Origin of the sequence: Polaribacter tangerinus (genome assembly GCF_038024095.1) — a bacterium.
In the GTDB taxonomy this organism is placed as follows: domain Bacteria; phylum Bacteroidota; class Bacteroidia; order Flavobacteriales; family Flavobacteriaceae; genus Polaribacter; species Polaribacter tangerinus.
Window position 1 is genome coordinate 1,598,017 of the sequence record NZ_CP150668.1, and the last position, 15,353, is coordinate 1,613,369.

Genomic DNA, 15,353 nt, shown 5'->3' on the forward strand with positions numbered 1-15,353 from the left:
TTGGCTCGACTACCAATCTATTTTTTTTTGTTAATTTAACACAAGTAACTATTTTTAAGAATAGTGTTTTTATTCATTAAAATGCTATAAAACAGTTTATTGTACCATTTGTTGTTTATAATTAGACTCATAATTTATTGTTAAAGCTTAATATTAACTTAACATTAGAGTTCTGTAAAAACGAGAATTTTGCAGAACATTTAATAATCTAAAATTAAACAATGAAAAATTTTAAAAACTTATTATTTGTAGCTTTATTTTTTATATCAGCTACAATTTTAGGACAAACTAAAATTACTGGTACAGTGGTAGACCAATCTGGAGAGCCATTACCAGGAGCAAGTGTTCTTGTTAAAGGGACTAAAAATGGAACATCAACAGATTTTGATGGTAAATTTAGCCTTACTGCAAGTAAAAGCTCAGGAAAATTAGTAGTTTCTTTTATTGGTTACACCACTAGAGAAGTTTCTTTTACTGCAGCAAATGCTAACCTTAAACCAATTCAATTAAAAGAAGATGCAAATTCTTTAGATGAAATTGTAGTGGTAGGTAAAGGTGTAATTGACTTAGCGGGTGGTAGAAAAACTCCAGTTGCTGTGTCTACAATTAAGGCTGAAGAAATTCAGAAAAAAATTGGTACACAAGATGTTACCATGACATTAGTAAACACTCCATCTGTATATGTTGCAGGTCAAGCAGGAGGTTTTGGAGATTCTAGAATTTCTGTTAGAGGTTTTGCACAAGACAACACTGCATACTTATTAAATGGTCAGCCAATTAACGGTATGGAAGATGGTAAAATGTACTGGTCTAACTGGTCTGGTATTAACGACATTGCATCTGCAGTTCAAATCCAGAGAGGTTTAGGAGCATCTAAATTAGCAATTTCTTCTGTGGGTGGTACTACTAACTTTGTAACTAAAACAACAGCTAAAAAAGAAGGTGGTTACTTTTCATCTGCTGTAGCTAACAACTCTTATTTTAAATCTACCTTATTTTACAATACGGGTCAGAATGAAAAAGGTTTTGCTACTTCTGTAATGTTTTCTCACTGGCAAGGTGATGGTTATATGGATGGTAACAAAGGACAAGGACAAACTTATTTTATCTCTTTTGGTTACACGCCAAACGAAACACATAACTTTAATTTCTTGTTAACGGGTGCGCCACAATGGCACGACCAAGCATTTAACGAAAACATATCTGAGTATTTACAATACGGAAGAAGATACAATAGTAACTGGGGTACTTACAACGGTAACTATCAAACGGAAAGAAGAAACTTTTACCACAAACCAGTTATCAACTTAAACTGGGATTACAAAATTAACGAAACTACAAACTTATCTACAGTATTGTATGCATCATTTGGTAGAGGTGGAGGAACTGGTCCTAGAGGAGCTAGAGTAAATACAAACAGTGATGGACAAGTAGATTATGACGCTATTTATGCTTTAAACGGAAGTATACCAAACGGTGCAGCTTCTAACTTTGGATCTAACCAAGGGTACATTACAAGAGCTTCTATGAACAACCACAGTTGGTACGGAATGGTATCTAACTACGAGAAAGAGTTTAACGAAAACCTTACTTTTAACGTTGGTTTAGATTTAAGAACGTACTATGGTGAACACTTTAGAATTGTAGAAAACTTTAGAGGTTTAACTTCTTGGAACGAAGGTATACGTATGCGTGACCAAAATGACAACCACCAAACTTACGGAGGTTTCGGAACGTATAAATTTGTACAAACAAACAAAAACTTTAATGCAAACCCATGGAGTGCATTAACAAATAGTTATAAAGAGGAAGATAAAATTAATTATAGCAACGACGAAAGAATTTCTTACGGAGGTGTATTTACTCAATTAGAGTATGCTACAGATAATTTTTCTACATTTTTTCAAGGATCTTTATCTCAACAAACTCACCAAAGATTTGACCACTATCAATATGCAGATAGCTCTTTAATAAATGGTACATCTGTTCAATCTTCAGGAACACCATTACCATCTAATATCGAAGAAGGTGTTAACTCAGAGAAAGTATCTAATGTTGGTTACAACCTAAAAACTGGTGCTAGTTATACTATAAATGATAGCAACAAAGTATATGCTAATATTGGTGTATACTCTCGTCAGCCTTACCATGATGCAATTTTTCCATCTTTTAACAATCAAATTAGTCCATTTACACAAAATGAAGACATCTTTGGTTTAGAGCTTGGTTATTCTTTTGCAGTAGAAAACTTTACAGCAAATGTGAATACATATAGAACTTCATGGAAAAATAGAGTAGTAAGTAGCTCTGCTGTAGATAGCTCTACTGGTTTAGTTCAAAATACGTTAAACTTTGGTGCAGAACAATTACACCAAGGTATAGAAATTGATTTTAGAGCTAAATTATTAAATGATAGATTAGACTTTAAAGGATTTACTTCTATTGGAGATTGGGAATATGTTGGTAGTACAGTAAGACAAGTAAGAGACGAAGACCAAAATATTATTTCTACTTCAAACAATGATGTAGATGGTGGTAAAGTTGGAGATGCAGCGCAATTTACTTTAGGCTTTGGTTTAGATTACAGAATTACTGATGATTTTTCTGTAGATTTTGACTGGAGATTCTATGACGGTTTATATGCTAACGTAGGTGCTGTAAAGAACAACTTAGAGTTGCCTTCTTATGACATTGCAGACTTAGGTTTCTCTTACAGAATTAAGTTTGGTGAAGAAAAAGACCAATCTTTAAACTTTAGAGTAAATGTAAACAACTTGTTTTATGAAGTATATTTATCAGATATGAGAACTGCTGTAGAGGCTGCTCCTGGAGATACTACATGGAATGGTATAAATGTAAACAACCAAGGTATTTTTGGTTGGGGTAGAACATGGAATGCTTCTATTAGATACAACTTCTAACTAGCAAACCTATTTATGTTTTAGAATTCTAAAACAAAACACCATATTATAAATAAACCAGTGAATTTGCGTTCGCTGGTTTTTTTTTGGTGTAAAAATTAGTAACTTTACATTTGTTAATATCGAACACAAAATTATGAAAGAAGTACATTCTTATTGGGCCTATTTAGTACTAGCAATTCTAGTATTTGCAGTAATCAACGCTATTATTGGATTAACACAAAAAAAGCAATTTACAGACAAAGATTTACGTATTGGGTTATTTACTTTAATAGTAACGCATATTCAATTATTAATTGGTTTGGCTTGGTACTTTATGTCACCGTGGTTCGAATTACTTAAAACAGATGCTGCTGCAGTTATGAAAGATAAAGCAGCAAGACTTTTAGCAGTAGAACACCCAATTACCATGATTTTAGCTATTGTATTTATTACGATAGGCTGGTCTAAACACAAGAAAAAAACTACATCTGAAGCAAAATTTAAAACATTTGTAATTTTCTACGGAATAGGCTTATTACTTATTCTCTCTAGAATTCCATGGAGTAACTGGTTCTAGGATGAAAATAATTAGCCATATTTTATCGCCAATTTTTATTGCTGTTTTTTTCTTATTATTAGTGTTATTTCATCCATTGCAATGGATAAGTTTAAATATTTTTGGTGCAAAAGCCCAAGCTCAAGTAGTGGCAATTTTAAACTTTTTTTTGGTAAAATCGATGTTAATCATCGGAGTACCAATACGTGTAATAAATAAGTATAAGTTGCCAGAAAACACCACAGTTGTTTTCGTTTCTAACCATCAATCTACATTTGATATTCCACCGATAGCATGGTTTTTTAGAAAACAGTTTCCGAAGTTTGTTGCAAAAATAGAGCTCGGAAAAGGCATACCAAGCGTTTCATACAATTTAAGAAATGGTGGGGCAGCACTTATTAACAGAAAAGACTCTAAACAAGCAATTTCTGAATTGGTAAGTTTTTCTAAAAGGATAAAAGAGAAAAAATGGGGTGCTATTATTTTTCCCGAAGGAACAAGAAGTAGAAATGGTAAACCAAAATCTTTTGCCTCAAACGGATTAAAAGTAATTACAAAGTTTAACAAAGAAGGCTATGTTGTTCCGTTAACTATAAATAACTCTTGGAAAGTTTTTAAGTATGGTAAATATCCTTTAGGCATAGGAAGCCCAATAACAATTACAGTTCACGAACCAATTAAAATAGATACAATGCCGTTTGAAGAACTTCTAGAAAAAACCGAAACAGTAATAAAAGAACATATAAATTAAAAAAACTTTATGTCTATAAAAAATATAAGAAAAGAAGTAATGATGACGCTCGAAAAGAGCATGGGAGACTTTGTGGATAAATTTTTAATTCCTGCCGAAAAAATATGGCAACCAACAGATTTTTTACCAAATTCTCAAAAAGATTCATTTATTTCTGAAGTGGAAGAAATAAGAGAAATTTCTAAAGAATTACACGACGATTTTTGGGTTGTTTTGGTAGGAGATACCATTACCGAAGAAGCTTTGCCTACGTATGAGTCTTGGTTGTTAGATTTAGATGGTGTTACACAAGACCCAGACAATGGTTGGGCAAAATGGGTACGAACATGGACGGCTGAAGAAAACAGACATGGAGATGTTTTAAACAAGTACTTATACCTGTCTGGTCGAGTAAATATGCGTGAAGTAGAAATATCTACACAACATTTAATAGCAGATGGTTTTGATATTGGTACTTCTACAGATCCTTACAAAAACTTTGTGTATACAACTTTTCAAGAATTAGCAACCTATGTTTCACATAATAATGTTGCTAAAATAGCTCGTAAAAAAGGGCATAAAGCCTTGGCTAAAATGTCTAAAATTATTGCAGGAGACGAAATGCGTCATCATCAGGCATATGCACATTTTGTAAAAGAAATTTTTAAAATTGATGCAAGTGAAATGATGTTGGCTTTTCAACACATGATGAAACATAAAATTGTGATGCCTGCTATGCATTTAAGAGAATCTTTTGGTGGTAAAGGAAGTTTGTTTGATGATTTTTCTTCAGTTGCGCAAAGAATCGGTGTGTATACAGGTTTTGATTATGTAGATATTTTAAAGAAGCTAAATACTATGTGGGAAATTGACAAGATTACAAATCTTACCCCAGAGGCAGAAAAAGCAAGAGACTACCTAATGAAATTACCAGACAGAATGTATCGCATTACAGAACGTATTGTAATACCAGATACCAAGTTTGAGTTTAAATGGATGTTACCAGCTTAGTTTAAATAGCAAAATAAAAATTTTCTAAGAGCCTTTATTTTTAAGATTTAGGCTCTTTTTTTGCTTTTAAAGAGCTTTTACAGTGTACTTATTTATTACTGAATTTAGATGGAAAAATAACCTTTATTAGATGTTTTTTAGAGGTATAATGGTATGTAATAACATTATGTATAGAAAAAAACCCGAAACTTATAAAGTTTCGGGTTTTATTGATAATAAATTATTGCCTTTTACAAAATAGAAGTTAATCTCTAACAGATTTAAATCTAAAATGTAAGTATGTGTAAGCATCTCTAGGTATAATAGTAATCCACTTTTTGTGTTTTAAATACCATTTAAAACGAATAGAATTAACGCCTTTTGTTAAATAGGCAGCAATAAAAGGATGCACGTGTAATTGTATCTTTTTATTTTTAGGATTAGAAATAAATTTTTCTAACTCTGCTTCAATTTTGTCTAATAAGACAATTGGCGCTTCTACTTCTCCATTTTTATTTGGGTTGGCTTCGGTAGTTTTTATACTTAACTCTGGTCTTACCCTTTGTCTTGTAATTTGTACCAAACCAAATTTACTTGGAGGTAATATTTTGTGTTTTGTTCTGTCTAAAGCCATTTGCTCTTTCAGATGCTGATACAGTTTATTTCTGTTTTCAGCTTTGTGCATATCAATAAAATCTACTACTATAATTCCGCCCATATCACGTAATTGTAATTGTCGTGCAATTTCTGTAGCTGAGATTAAATTAACTTCTAATGCGGTGTCTTCTTGCGAACCAGCTTTGTTAGATCGATTTCCACTATTTACATCTATAACATGTAACGCTTCTGTGTGCTCTATTACTAAATAGGCACCTTTACTCATAGAAACTGTTTTGCCAAATGATGTTTTTATTTGTCTTTCGATACCATATTTTTCAAAAATTGGCATTTCCGACTTGTGTAACTTTACAATTTTTTCCTTTTCAGGATAAATTTCTTGCAGATATTCTTTAATTTCTACGTTTAAAGTTTCGTCATTTGTAACAATGTTGGTAAAAGAATCATTCATTACATCTCTTAAAATTGACGATGCTCTGTTTAATTCGCTCAAAATTTTAGTTGGAGTATTTGTGTTTGCTATGCGCTTACACATAGTTTTCCAACGCTCTAATGAGTTTTGCAAATCTTTGTCTAATTCTGCTACTTTTTTACCTTCTGCAACTGTTCTAAGAATAACACCAAAACCTTTCGGCTTAATACTTTTTGCTAGTCTTTTTAAACGTTCTTTTTCTTTGGGATCTTCTATTTTTTGAGAAACTGAAACTCTGTTAGAAAAAGGAACTAAAACTAAAAACCTACCGGCTATAGACAGTTCAGAACTTAGTCTTGGGCCTTTTGTAGATATGGGTTCTTTTACTATTTGTACTAGCAGGTTTTGCCCTGTTTTTAGTACATCGTTTATACTACCGTCTTTGTTAATATCTTCCTGATATTGGAAGTTTTTGAATGTGAATTCTTTATACTTACCTGTGCTTACTTTCTTAATGAACGCGTTTAATGAGTTTACTTGCGCACCTAAATCATGATAATGTAAAAACCCATCTTTTGGGTATCCTACATTTACAAAGGCTGCATTTAAACCAGTTAACACTTTTCCTATTTTGGCTAAAAAAATATCGCCAACAGAAAACTTGTTACCCGTTGTTTCATTATTTAATTCAATAAGTTTTCCATCTCTTAATAAGGCAAAATCAATATCAGATGAATTTGAACGAATAATTAATTCTGTTTTCATACTGAACTTGGTTTTAACACTGCACTTAATTGTGCAGATGGATTAATATTGTCAGGTATATACATACCGTAAGAAAATTTGATGCTTTACACAGCATGCAAAAATTCTAATGTCAATGAACTATTTCTTTTTTCTTTTTCGTTAAACAATAAATGAAAAAGTAAGCATTTGCTTACTTTTTCTTCTTGTGTCTATTTGCTCTAGCTCTTTTCTTTCTTTTGTGTGTAGAGATTTTTGCTCTCTTTCTTTTTTTACCACTTGGCATAATGTTTCTGTTTTAAAAACCAATTAAGGTTTAGATTAGTACTGTGTTATTTTTTTACAGCAACTTTACTTTTTACTCCTTCAGTAAAAGTTTTTGCTGGCTTAAAAGCTGGAATGTTGTGAGCTGGAATTTTAATAGTGGTATTTTTAGAAATATTTCTACCAGTTTTTTCTGCTCTAGTTTTGATAATAAAACTACCAAAACCTCTTAAATAAACGTTGTCACCATTTTCTAATGCATCCTTTACTTCAGTCATAAATGCCTCTACGGTTGCTAAAACATCTGTTTTTTCAATGCCCGATTTATCTGAAATTTTCGATACGATATCTGCTTTCGTCATGTCTCTATTTTTGCTATATTTTTATTAATTTACTCTCAAAAATGCGGATGCAAATATATGATAATTAATCAATTCCAAAAAGATAAAGACTTAAATTTATATGAATTTTAAAATGTAATATTGCAAATCTATTTTTATACAATGATTTTTTCTAAAACATTAATATACTGGTATTTAAAAAACAACAGAGATTTGCCTTGGCGTAAAACTAAGAATCCATACTTTATTTGGCTTAGTGAAATTATGCTCCAGCAGACTCGAGTAGCCCAAGGTTTGTCTTATTATTTAAAATTTACAACTCATTATCCCACTGTTTTCGACTTGGCTAACGCTAGTGAAAGTGAGGTTTTAAAAATGTGGCAAGGTCTTGGTTATTATTCTAGAGCTAGAAATTTGCATTTTAGTGCTAAATATATTGCCAATGAGCTTAATGGCAAGTTTCCAGAAACATATTCAGAAATTTTAAAATTAAAAGGTGTTGGAGATTATACAGCATCTGCAATTGCCTCTATCTGTTTTAACGAACCTACTGCAGTTGTAGACGGTAATGTGTATAGGGTTCTTTCGAGATATTACGGTATACATACACCGATTAACTCATCTGCAGGTATTAAAGAGTTTAAACTATTAGCACAATCGCTTTTAGACGAGGCACAACCTGGTAATTATAATCAGGCAATTATGGATTTTGGCGCTATTTTATGTAAACCCCAAAACCCACTTTGTTCCACTTGTTCGTTTGCAAATAGTTGCGTAGCTTACGAAAAAAAAATACAGAAAGAATTACCAATAAAGGAGAAAAAAATAAAAGTTAAAAAAAGATACTTTAATTATTTAGTGGTAAAAACAGCTTCTAATAATACTATTTTACAAGAACGAAAAGGCAAAGGAATTTGGCAAGGTTTGTTCGAGTTTCCATTAATTGAAAGCCCAAAAAGTATCAACAAAAAAGAATTAATTTCTTCCGATATTTTCGAAAATTTATTTTCGGAGTCAACTACATTATCATTATTTAATGAACAGGAAATAGTGCACAAACTTTCTCATCAGCATTTGTACACAAAGTTTTGGATAGTCGAAACAAACTCATTAATAAAAGCAAATGTATCTTGGTCTAGTATATTAGAGTTTCCAGTACCCATATTAATAGCAAACTTTTTAGAAGATTTTTCAGTAAAAAGTAATTGATATTTTTAGTACATTTGATAGATATAAAAAATAAAAAAATGGCAGCTGGAACAATAAATAAAGTTATACTAATAGGTAATTTAGGAGATGAAGTTAAAATGCATTATTTTGATGATAAAAATAGTGTAGGCCGTTTTCCAATAGCAACTTCAGAGAGTTATACCAATAAAACTACTGGCGAAAAGGTAACAAATACCGATTGGCATAATATTGTTGTAAAGAATAAATTGGCAGAAATTTGCGAAAAATATTTATCTAAAGGAGATAAAGTGTACATCGAAGGAAAACTGAAAAATAAACAATGGGAACAAGACGGTGTAAAAAGGTATGCTACAGAAGTTCACGTTACCGAAATGACAATGTTGTCTACCAAGAAAAATGCAGACACTAATACTGCTTCCTAAAAATTGATATTAAAACAGTAAAACCATTATAAAATAATAACTTGGACCCAGATCCCGAACATATATTTCTTATTGCAAGTTCTTTAGACCTAGTTTCTATTGTAAATATTTTACTTCTAATAGCCTTACTAATTAGTTCTGCACTAGTTTCTGGAGCAGAAGTTGCATTTTTTTCGCTTTCTCAAACAGACCTTAACGAACTTTCTAACAACGGAAAGCAAGAAAATAGTGTTGTAACTTTGCTAGAAAGACCAAGAAAATTATTAGCAACAATTCTTATAACTAACAACTTTATTAATATTTTAATTGTATTACTTTTTGCCTCTTTAGCAGATATGCTTTTTGGTAATTTTGATACCGAAATTGATGCTTATTTTGTAACAGTAAACATCCGTTTTTTTATAGAAATTATATTAGTTACCTTTCTTATTTTGTTGTTTGGAGAGGTTTTACCAAAAGTTTATGCTTCGCGAAATGCCTTAAAGTTTTCAAGAAAAATGTCAAAATTTATTCAAGGCATTAATGTAGTACTTACCCCGTTTAGTATGCCTTTAATTTCTTTAACAAAGTTTATAGAAAAAAAACTTGGTAATAAAGCCAGTAACTTTTCGGTAGAAACTTTATCTCAGGCTTTAGAACTTACGTCTCAGGGAGCAACAAGCAAAGACGAGCAAAAAATTTTACAAGGAATAGTAAATTTTGGGAACACAGAAACGGTGCAAATAATGAAACCAAGAATAGATATTTTTGCACTTTCCGACGACGAGTCTTACGAAACAGTTCTTCAAAAAATACTTGATAACGGATACTCCAGAAATCCAGTGTATAAAGAAAATATAGACCAAATTGTAGGAGTTTTGTATGCCAAAGATTTATTAGCACATTTAAATAAAACTAATTTTAAATGGCAAAACTTATTGCGCGAACCCTTTTTTGTTCCAGAAAATAAAAAATTAGACGATTTACTTAGCGATTTTAGAGCCAAAAAAAATCATTTAGCGATTGTTGTAGACGAGTACGGAGGAACAAGTGGTTTGGTTACTTTAGAAGATGTAATCGAAGAAATTGTAGGAGATATTAATGATGAGTTTGATGATGATGATGTTTCATATTCAAAAATTGATAGTAATAATTATATTTTTGAAGGCAAAACAACAATTAAAGATTTTTGTAAGGTTTTAGATGATGAAGACGAAGATATTTTTGAGGATGAAAAAGGAGAAAGTGAAACATTAGCAGGTTTTATTTTAGAGATATCTGGTAAATTTCCCAAAAAAGCTGATAAAATAAACTTTAAAAACTATACGTTTACAATTCAAGCGTTGGATAAAAAAAGAATTAAACAAATTAAAGTTACTAAAAATGCGTAGGTTGTTGTTTTTAATAAGTTTCTCTCTTTTTATTGGGTGTAAAGAAGATACGCTGCCAAAACCAAAGGCATTTTTAGGTTTGTCTTATCCAGAAAAACACTACAAAGAATTACCATTGCAAAGGCCTTACACGTTTAAAATTTTAAATAATACCACTGTTGTAGATGCTCCAGATAATTGGGTAACTATTAAATATCCTAAATTAAAAGCAACATTAGATATTACTTACAGACCTGTAAATAACAATTTAACAGAACTACTAACAGAGGCCGAAAAGTTAGTTTTTAAACATACCTTAAAAGCAGCTCAAATAATACCCAAAGACTTTATAAATGAACAAAAAAATGTTTTTGGAAGCTTATATGAAATCACTGGAAACGCTGCCTCTCACTTACAGTTTCATGTAACTGATAGTACAAAACACTTTTTAAAAGGAGCATTATATTTTTACGCAAAACCAAATTACGATTCTATTTTGCCTGCAGTAAGTTATATTAAAGAAGACGTGTTACACCTTATAGAATCTCTAGAGTGGAAAGATATACAGCCTTAAAAAAGCTTCTTTGGAAACTAAATTATCTCCATTTTTTCTAGTAAGAAAGAAGCATTCATATTTTTACAAATTCCGTCTTTTAAAATATAGTCAAAGTGGAGTTCATTATTGTTAATTTCGGCATCAAAATAGTAGTTTTTTATAGTAGAAAAATCTTTTTCTAAATCGCATAAACTTACATCATGTGTAGCAATAATTCCAGTCGATTTAGATGTGTTGAGTTTTTCTACAAATTTTTTAGAGCCAATTGCTTTGTCTTTACTATTGGTTCCTTTTAATATTTCATCTAAAATTATAAAGAAGTCTTCATTTTTAATAGTATTTACAATAAATTTTAATCGTTTTAACTCAGAATAAAAGTAAGAAGTATCTTCAGACAAAGAGTCTGAAGTTCTCATGCTTGTTATCAGTTTTGTTGGGTGGTAGTAAAAGCTTTTTGCGCAAACGGGTAACCCACAATTTGCCATTACAATTGCCAACGAAACAGTTCTTAAAAAAGTACTTTTTCCAGCCATATTTGCTCCGGTAATTATAAAAAAGTGCCCTTTTTGAATGGTAAAATTATTATCAATTCTTTTTGAATTATTTAATAATGGATGCCCCAATTTTTCTGCAGAAACACTATTTTTTTCTGAACTAATTATTGGAAAAGTATAAGATGGTTTGTTAAAATAAAGATTGGCTAAGGAATTTTGAGCATCAAAAAAAGCAACTACTTCAAACCATTCTTTTACGGTATTTTTATGACTTAAAAGCCATTTTTCTACTTTATGAGAATGGTAAATATCGGTGAGAAATAATCCGTTTCCTGTTATTGCAATAATAATATTATTACGCTGATCGAAATTGTCTAAAATTCTCGAAAATTTTTTAAAAATAGCTGATGCTTTTTGTGTATTTGAATTAATAGTTTGCTGTTTTTCTTTTAAAATTTTAGACCTAAAAAAAGCGGTTTCAATTTCGTGTAATAAAGGGTGATATTGTTTAAATGTAGCTTTTGCCAAATTTGTTTCAGTATAAATGGTATTGGTTTTTTTAACAAACTTTGCCGTTGTAAAAAGGCCTAAAAAAAACCAAATGACTAGCCAGTTAAATGCCATTAGTTTTAAAGAAACACTTACTATTAAAATAATAGAAATAGTAGAAAATAATAGTTGAATTTTAGAGATGTATTTGGGCAATGTAAGCGTGTAGTTCTGTATCCAGTCTGAAATATTATAATCATCTGTTGCTCCTTTTTCGATTCCAGCCAACGCTGCAAAATGTTGCCTAAAAGCTACTTTTTTAGATAGTTCTTTTACAACCTCTTGTTTTTCTATAATTAGTTCGGTTGTATTTTCTGTTATTATATTTGCTAGTACTTGTTTTCCTTTAATTGTTGATGTTCTATTGATGTATTGAAAAAATGAACCTTTGCCAAACAAATCAATATCGTTACTATAAAAATGAAGTGAATCTGAAAACTCTTTTCCAGTTGGTAACTGATAAAAATTTCCATTTAAAACCTCAATTTCAAGCTTATTTATCCGTAACTTTTCTATGGTAATTTTATGTAACCTTTTTACCTTTAACTGTTTAATAACTATAAAAATAAAAAATAAGATACCTAAAAAGGCGCAAATTATAATAGTTGGAAATTCCCCAAAATAATAATACACACTAAAGCAGGTAACCAAAAAAATAAAAAATCTTAAAATACTGAAAAAGACAGATGTTCTTTGATGTTTGTCTGCCTCTTTTTCTAATACATTTATTTGATTTTTATAAAATTCTAATGGTGTTTTCATAGATTTATTTATAATTTAGAATTCCTCCTTTTAGGCTAAAAACCCTTAAAGAAGGATGCTCTTTCTTTAAAAGTTCAGTTGCCTTATAACTATTTATACCTTTTTGACAAACCATTACATAGGTTTTAGAAAAATTGATGTTTATTTTAGAGGCTTCAAAACTTTCTATTGAAATTGTTTGTTGAACTTTAAAGGGAAGTTTCAGGTTTCTTAAAACGGCAATTATTTCTAAATTACCATCTTTAAAGGACAATTTTTCTTTTAGTTGATCTGCACTTATCAGTAAGTTTTTATCTTGAATTTTACAGGTTGATATAGTATAGTTTTCGTTCTCAAAAATTTTTGCAATACGATGTTTAGAAAAAATCGATTTTATGCTCATTTTTAACTGCGAGTTTTGCAAAGTATTGTATATCAAAATTTGATTTGTTAGTAACTTACCAATTCCTGTAACCAACTTTAATACCTCATTTACTTGCTGTAAGGCAATAATACCAACAATGGTATTTAATGTTCCTGCTTCCTCGCAATTCGGTATATCTGTTGCAATTTCTGGAAAAGCATCTCTTAAATTAGCAGAGTAATTACCATTTTTTTCAGCAATATTAAAAGTAGCTACATAACCATCAAACTTATATAAAGAACCATATACAAGAGGTTTACCAAGTAAAACACAGGCATCATTTAGTAAATATTTTGTAGGAAGTGAATCTGTACCATCTACAACAATCGATGCTTTTTTAAGAATTGTTAGTACATTATCTTTATGAATCGCTTTGTTAGTGGTGGTTATTTTTGTGTAAGGGGCTCTTTTTTTTATTGCTTTAGCCAATACATTTACCTTGTATTTACCAACATCTTTTAAGGTATAAAAAACTTGTCTGTGTAGGTTAGAGGTAGTTACAATGTCAAAATCAATTAAATGAATTTTTCCAATTCCGCTAGTTGCCAAATGTACTGCAATTGCCCCACCTAAACCACCGCAACCTACTACTAATATCTCTGAATTTTGAAGTTTTTCTTGACCAGCTTCTCCAATTTCAGAGAGTGTAATTTGCCTATTAAAAAGTACTTTTTTAGTTGGTTTCATTGCTTAATTAGCGAGGTGTTTTTACAAACTTATTTTGTTGTTTTAAGTTGTTCTTTTTTTTGTAGATATAAGTTAGCAATCGTCGGGTTATTTAAACAGGATGTTAGTTGAATTAGTTCGTCACCTTTTTTTACAGTTCCTGGTTTAATTACCTTAAAATACACTCCACAAAAAGTAGTATTCCAGAATTGTTTTACAATTTTCATATCGTTAAAACGAGCGCCTAATTTATAACAAGGATCTCTTTGAATGGTTGCTTCTATAATGGCTTCTCCAACTTTAAAGGTATCTCCCGAATGAATAGTTGTTTCTTCGAGGTTTGAAATGGTTAAGTTTTCGCCAAACATTCCGTAGTTAAATTCTGTAGATGGATATTTCTCTTTCCAAAATTTGTAATGTTCTAAAGAATATGCATATACGGCTTGTAATATACCGCCGTGATATTTTTTATCTGAAATTTCATCATTGTTTACGCCTTCTTTATTTAAAAAAATAGGTGTATTAACTGGGTATTTATAAATACCTGTGGTAAACTTTTTTCCTTTCCAGTTTACTTCTTTTCGTTCGCCAATATTCGTTGAAACTACCTTCATAATTTTTGTTGGGAAAACTTATTTTTTAAATTTTTCTATGGCTTTTTTTGTAAATGCAGAGAGTACTAGTTTACCAGAAATTTCTGCTCTTTCGCTAAGTAGTTCATTCCAGTTTTCTGTACCATACCACAATACATTTTTCATTTCTGAAAGCGCCTCTTTATTGTAAGAAGCCAATTTTTCGGCAAATAATATAACTTCTTCATCTAATGCTTTTTTTGTTTCAAAAACTCTAGAATAAAGTCCTTTTTCTTTAGCCCAATATGCATTTTGCCATTGAGTAGCATCTAAAGTTAATGTTGCAGTTGCTGCCACACCAATTTTTCTTGTAACGATAGGTTCTATAACAAAAGGACCAATTCCAATGGTAAGTTCAGAGAGTTTTATGGAAGCGTTTTCAGTAGCCATGGCATAATCACAAGCAGCTATTAAGCCAACACCACCGCCAACTGCCTTACCCTGTACACTACCAATTATTAGCTTACCACAGGTTCTCATAGCATTTATTACATTGGCAAAGCCGTTAAAAAATAGTTTGCCTTCATCTTTATTTGTAATGGCAATTAGTTCGTCAAAAGAAGCTCCAGCACAAAAGGTTTTTTTACCTTCTGATTTTAAAATAATGACAGCTACATCAGGATTTTTACCCACTGTTATTAGCTCCTTTTGGAGTCTTTCTAGTAATTTAATAGGAAAAGAGTTACTTGCCGGATGACCAAATTCTATAGTTGCTATTTTTGCATGAATATGAGTATATAAGCTTCCGTTTTGTCTTGTAGTAGTCATAAA

14 protein-coding genes are annotated in these 15,353 nt (G+C 30.8%); 8 read left to right on the forward strand and 6 right to left on the reverse strand.

Annotated elements, in window-relative coordinates:
- Positions 1-221 precede the first annotated feature (221 nt).
- From WHD54_RS07060 to WHD54_RS07075, 4 genes are all read left to right on the forward strand, one after another.
- Positions 222-2,921 (forward strand): TonB-dependent receptor, encoded by a 2,700-nt coding sequence (locus WHD54_RS07060; protein ID WP_088324612.1) that lies wholly within the window; start codon positions 222-224, stop codon positions 2,919-2,921.
- Between the two features lie 136 nt (positions 2,922-3,057).
- On the forward strand, positions 3,058-3,480 hold the full coding sequence (locus tag WHD54_RS07065) for a hypothetical protein (RefSeq protein ID WP_088324611.1): 423 nt from the start codon (positions 3,058-3,060) through the stop codon (positions 3,478-3,480).
- A gap of 1 nt (position 3,481) precedes the next feature.
- On the forward strand, positions 3,482-4,210 hold the full coding sequence (locus WHD54_RS07070) for a lysophospholipid acyltransferase family protein (protein ID WP_088324610.1): 729 nt from the start codon (positions 3,482-3,484) through the stop codon (positions 4,208-4,210).
- A 9-nt stretch (positions 4,211-4,219) separates the two neighbouring features.
- Complete coding sequence (locus WHD54_RS07075; protein WP_088324609.1) at positions 4,220-5,200, forward strand: acyl-ACP desaturase; 981 nt, start codon at positions 4,220-4,222, stop codon at positions 5,198-5,200.
- Between the two features lie 244 nt (positions 5,201-5,444).
- Here the strand turns inward: WHD54_RS07075 and WHD54_RS07080 are convergent, their stop codons facing one another.
- Positions 5,445-6,974 (reverse strand): Rne/Rng family ribonuclease, encoded by a 1,530-nt coding sequence (locus WHD54_RS07080; RefSeq protein ID WP_088324608.1) that lies wholly within the window; start codon positions 6,972-6,974, stop codon positions 5,445-5,447.
- 311 nt (positions 6,975-7,285) lie between these two features.
- On the reverse strand, positions 7,286-7,579 hold the full coding sequence (locus WHD54_RS07085; protein WP_088324607.1) for an HU family DNA-binding protein: 294 nt from the start codon (positions 7,577-7,579) through the stop codon (positions 7,286-7,288).
- A gap of 141 nt (positions 7,580-7,720) precedes the next feature.
- Between WHD54_RS07085 and mutY the strand changes: the two genes are divergently transcribed.
- From mutY to gldD, 4 genes are read left to right on the forward strand one after another with little or no spacing between them, the layout of a single operon-like run.
- A complete protein-coding gene (gene mutY / locus WHD54_RS07090; protein WP_088324606.1) occupies positions 7,721-8,767 on the forward strand; it encodes an A/G-specific adenine glycosylase in 1,047 nt (348 codons plus the stop codon).
- 38 nt (positions 8,768-8,805) lie between these two features.
- Positions 8,806-9,171 carry a single-stranded DNA-binding protein gene (locus tag WHD54_RS07095; protein ID WP_088324651.1) on the forward strand — a complete coding sequence of 122 codons (366 nt, stop codon included), beginning with the start codon at positions 8,806-8,808 and terminating at the stop codon, positions 9,169-9,171.
- Positions 9,172-9,212: 41 nt separating this feature from the next.
- Complete coding sequence (gene gldE / locus WHD54_RS07100; RefSeq protein ID WP_088324605.1) at positions 9,213-10,541, forward strand: gliding motility-associated protein GldE; 1,329 nt, start codon at positions 9,213-9,215, stop codon at positions 10,539-10,541.
- Entirely contained in the window at positions 10,534-11,094 is a 561-nt protein-coding gene (gldD, locus tag WHD54_RS07105; protein WP_088324604.1) for a gliding motility lipoprotein GldD, read from the forward strand. The genes gldE and gldD overlap by 8 nt, the downstream gene beginning before the upstream one ends.
- 17 nt (positions 11,095-11,111) lie before the next feature.
- Here the strand turns inward: gldD and WHD54_RS07110 are convergent, their stop codons facing one another.
- The 4 genes from WHD54_RS07110 to WHD54_RS07125 are packed head-to-tail and all read right to left on the reverse strand — an operon-like array spanning position 11,112 to position 15,350.
- On the reverse strand, positions 11,112-12,881 hold the full coding sequence (locus WHD54_RS07110) for a MutS-related protein (RefSeq protein ID WP_088324603.1): 1,770 nt from the start codon (positions 12,879-12,881) through the stop codon (positions 11,112-11,114).
- A gap of 4 nt (positions 12,882-12,885) precedes the next feature.
- Positions 12,886-13,971 (reverse strand): HesA/MoeB/ThiF family protein, encoded by a 1,086-nt coding sequence (locus WHD54_RS07115; protein ID WP_088324602.1) that lies wholly within the window; start codon positions 13,969-13,971, stop codon positions 12,886-12,888.
- 29 nt (positions 13,972-14,000) lie between these two features.
- Entirely contained in the window at positions 14,001-14,564 is a 564-nt protein-coding gene (locus WHD54_RS07120) for an MOSC domain-containing protein (protein WP_088324601.1), read from the reverse strand.
- Positions 14,565-14,582: 18 nt separating this feature from the next.
- On the reverse strand, positions 14,583-15,350 hold the full coding sequence (locus WHD54_RS07125; protein ID WP_088324600.1) for an enoyl-CoA hydratase/isomerase family protein: 768 nt from the start codon (positions 15,348-15,350) through the stop codon (positions 14,583-14,585).
- Positions 15,351-15,353 lie beyond the last annotated feature (3 nt).

Excerpts from the sequence above, each read along its gene's own strand:
- WHD54_RS07060 (WP_088324612.1), top strand. The coding sequence starts at position 222 with ATGAAAAATTTTAAAAACTTATTATTTGTAGCTTTATTTTTTATATCA.
- WHD54_RS07065 (WP_088324611.1), top strand. The coding sequence starts at position 3,058 with ATGAAAGAAGTACATTCTTATTGGGCCTATTTAGTACTAGCAATTCTA.
- WHD54_RS07070 (WP_088324610.1), top strand. The coding sequence starts at position 3,482 with ATGAAAATAATTAGCCATATTTTATCGCCAATTTTTATTGCTGTTTTT.
- WHD54_RS07075 (WP_088324609.1), top strand. The coding sequence starts at position 4,220 with ATGTCTATAAAAAATATAAGAAAAGAAGTAATGATGACGCTCGAAAAG.
- WHD54_RS07080 (WP_088324608.1), bottom strand. The coding sequence starts at position 6,974 with ATGAAAACAGAATTAATTATTCGTTCAAATTCATCTGATATTGATTTT.
- WHD54_RS07085 (WP_088324607.1), bottom strand. The coding sequence starts at position 7,579 with ATGACGAAAGCAGATATCGTATCGAAAATTTCAGATAAATCGGGCATT.
- mutY (WP_088324606.1), top strand. The coding sequence starts at position 7,721 with ATGATTTTTTCTAAAACATTAATATACTGGTATTTAAAAAACAACAGA.
- WHD54_RS07095 (WP_088324651.1), top strand. The coding sequence starts at position 8,806 with ATGGCAGCTGGAACAATAAATAAAGTTATACTAATAGGTAATTTAGGA.
- gldD (WP_088324604.1), top strand. The coding sequence starts at position 10,534 with ATGCGTAGGTTGTTGTTTTTAATAAGTTTCTCTCTTTTTATTGGGTGT.
- WHD54_RS07110 (WP_088324603.1), bottom strand. The coding sequence starts at position 12,881 with ATGAAAACACCATTAGAATTTTATAAAAATCAAATAAATGTATTAGAA.
- WHD54_RS07115 (WP_088324602.1), bottom strand. The coding sequence starts at position 13,971 with ATGAAACCAACTAAAAAAGTACTTTTTAATAGGCAAATTACACTCTCT.
- WHD54_RS07120 (WP_088324601.1), bottom strand. The coding sequence starts at position 14,564 with ATGAAGGTAGTTTCAACGAATATTGGCGAACGAAAAGAAGTAAACTGG.
- WHD54_RS07125 (WP_088324600.1), bottom strand. The coding sequence starts at position 15,350 with ATGACTACTACAAGACAAAACGGAAGCTTATATACTCATATTCATGCA.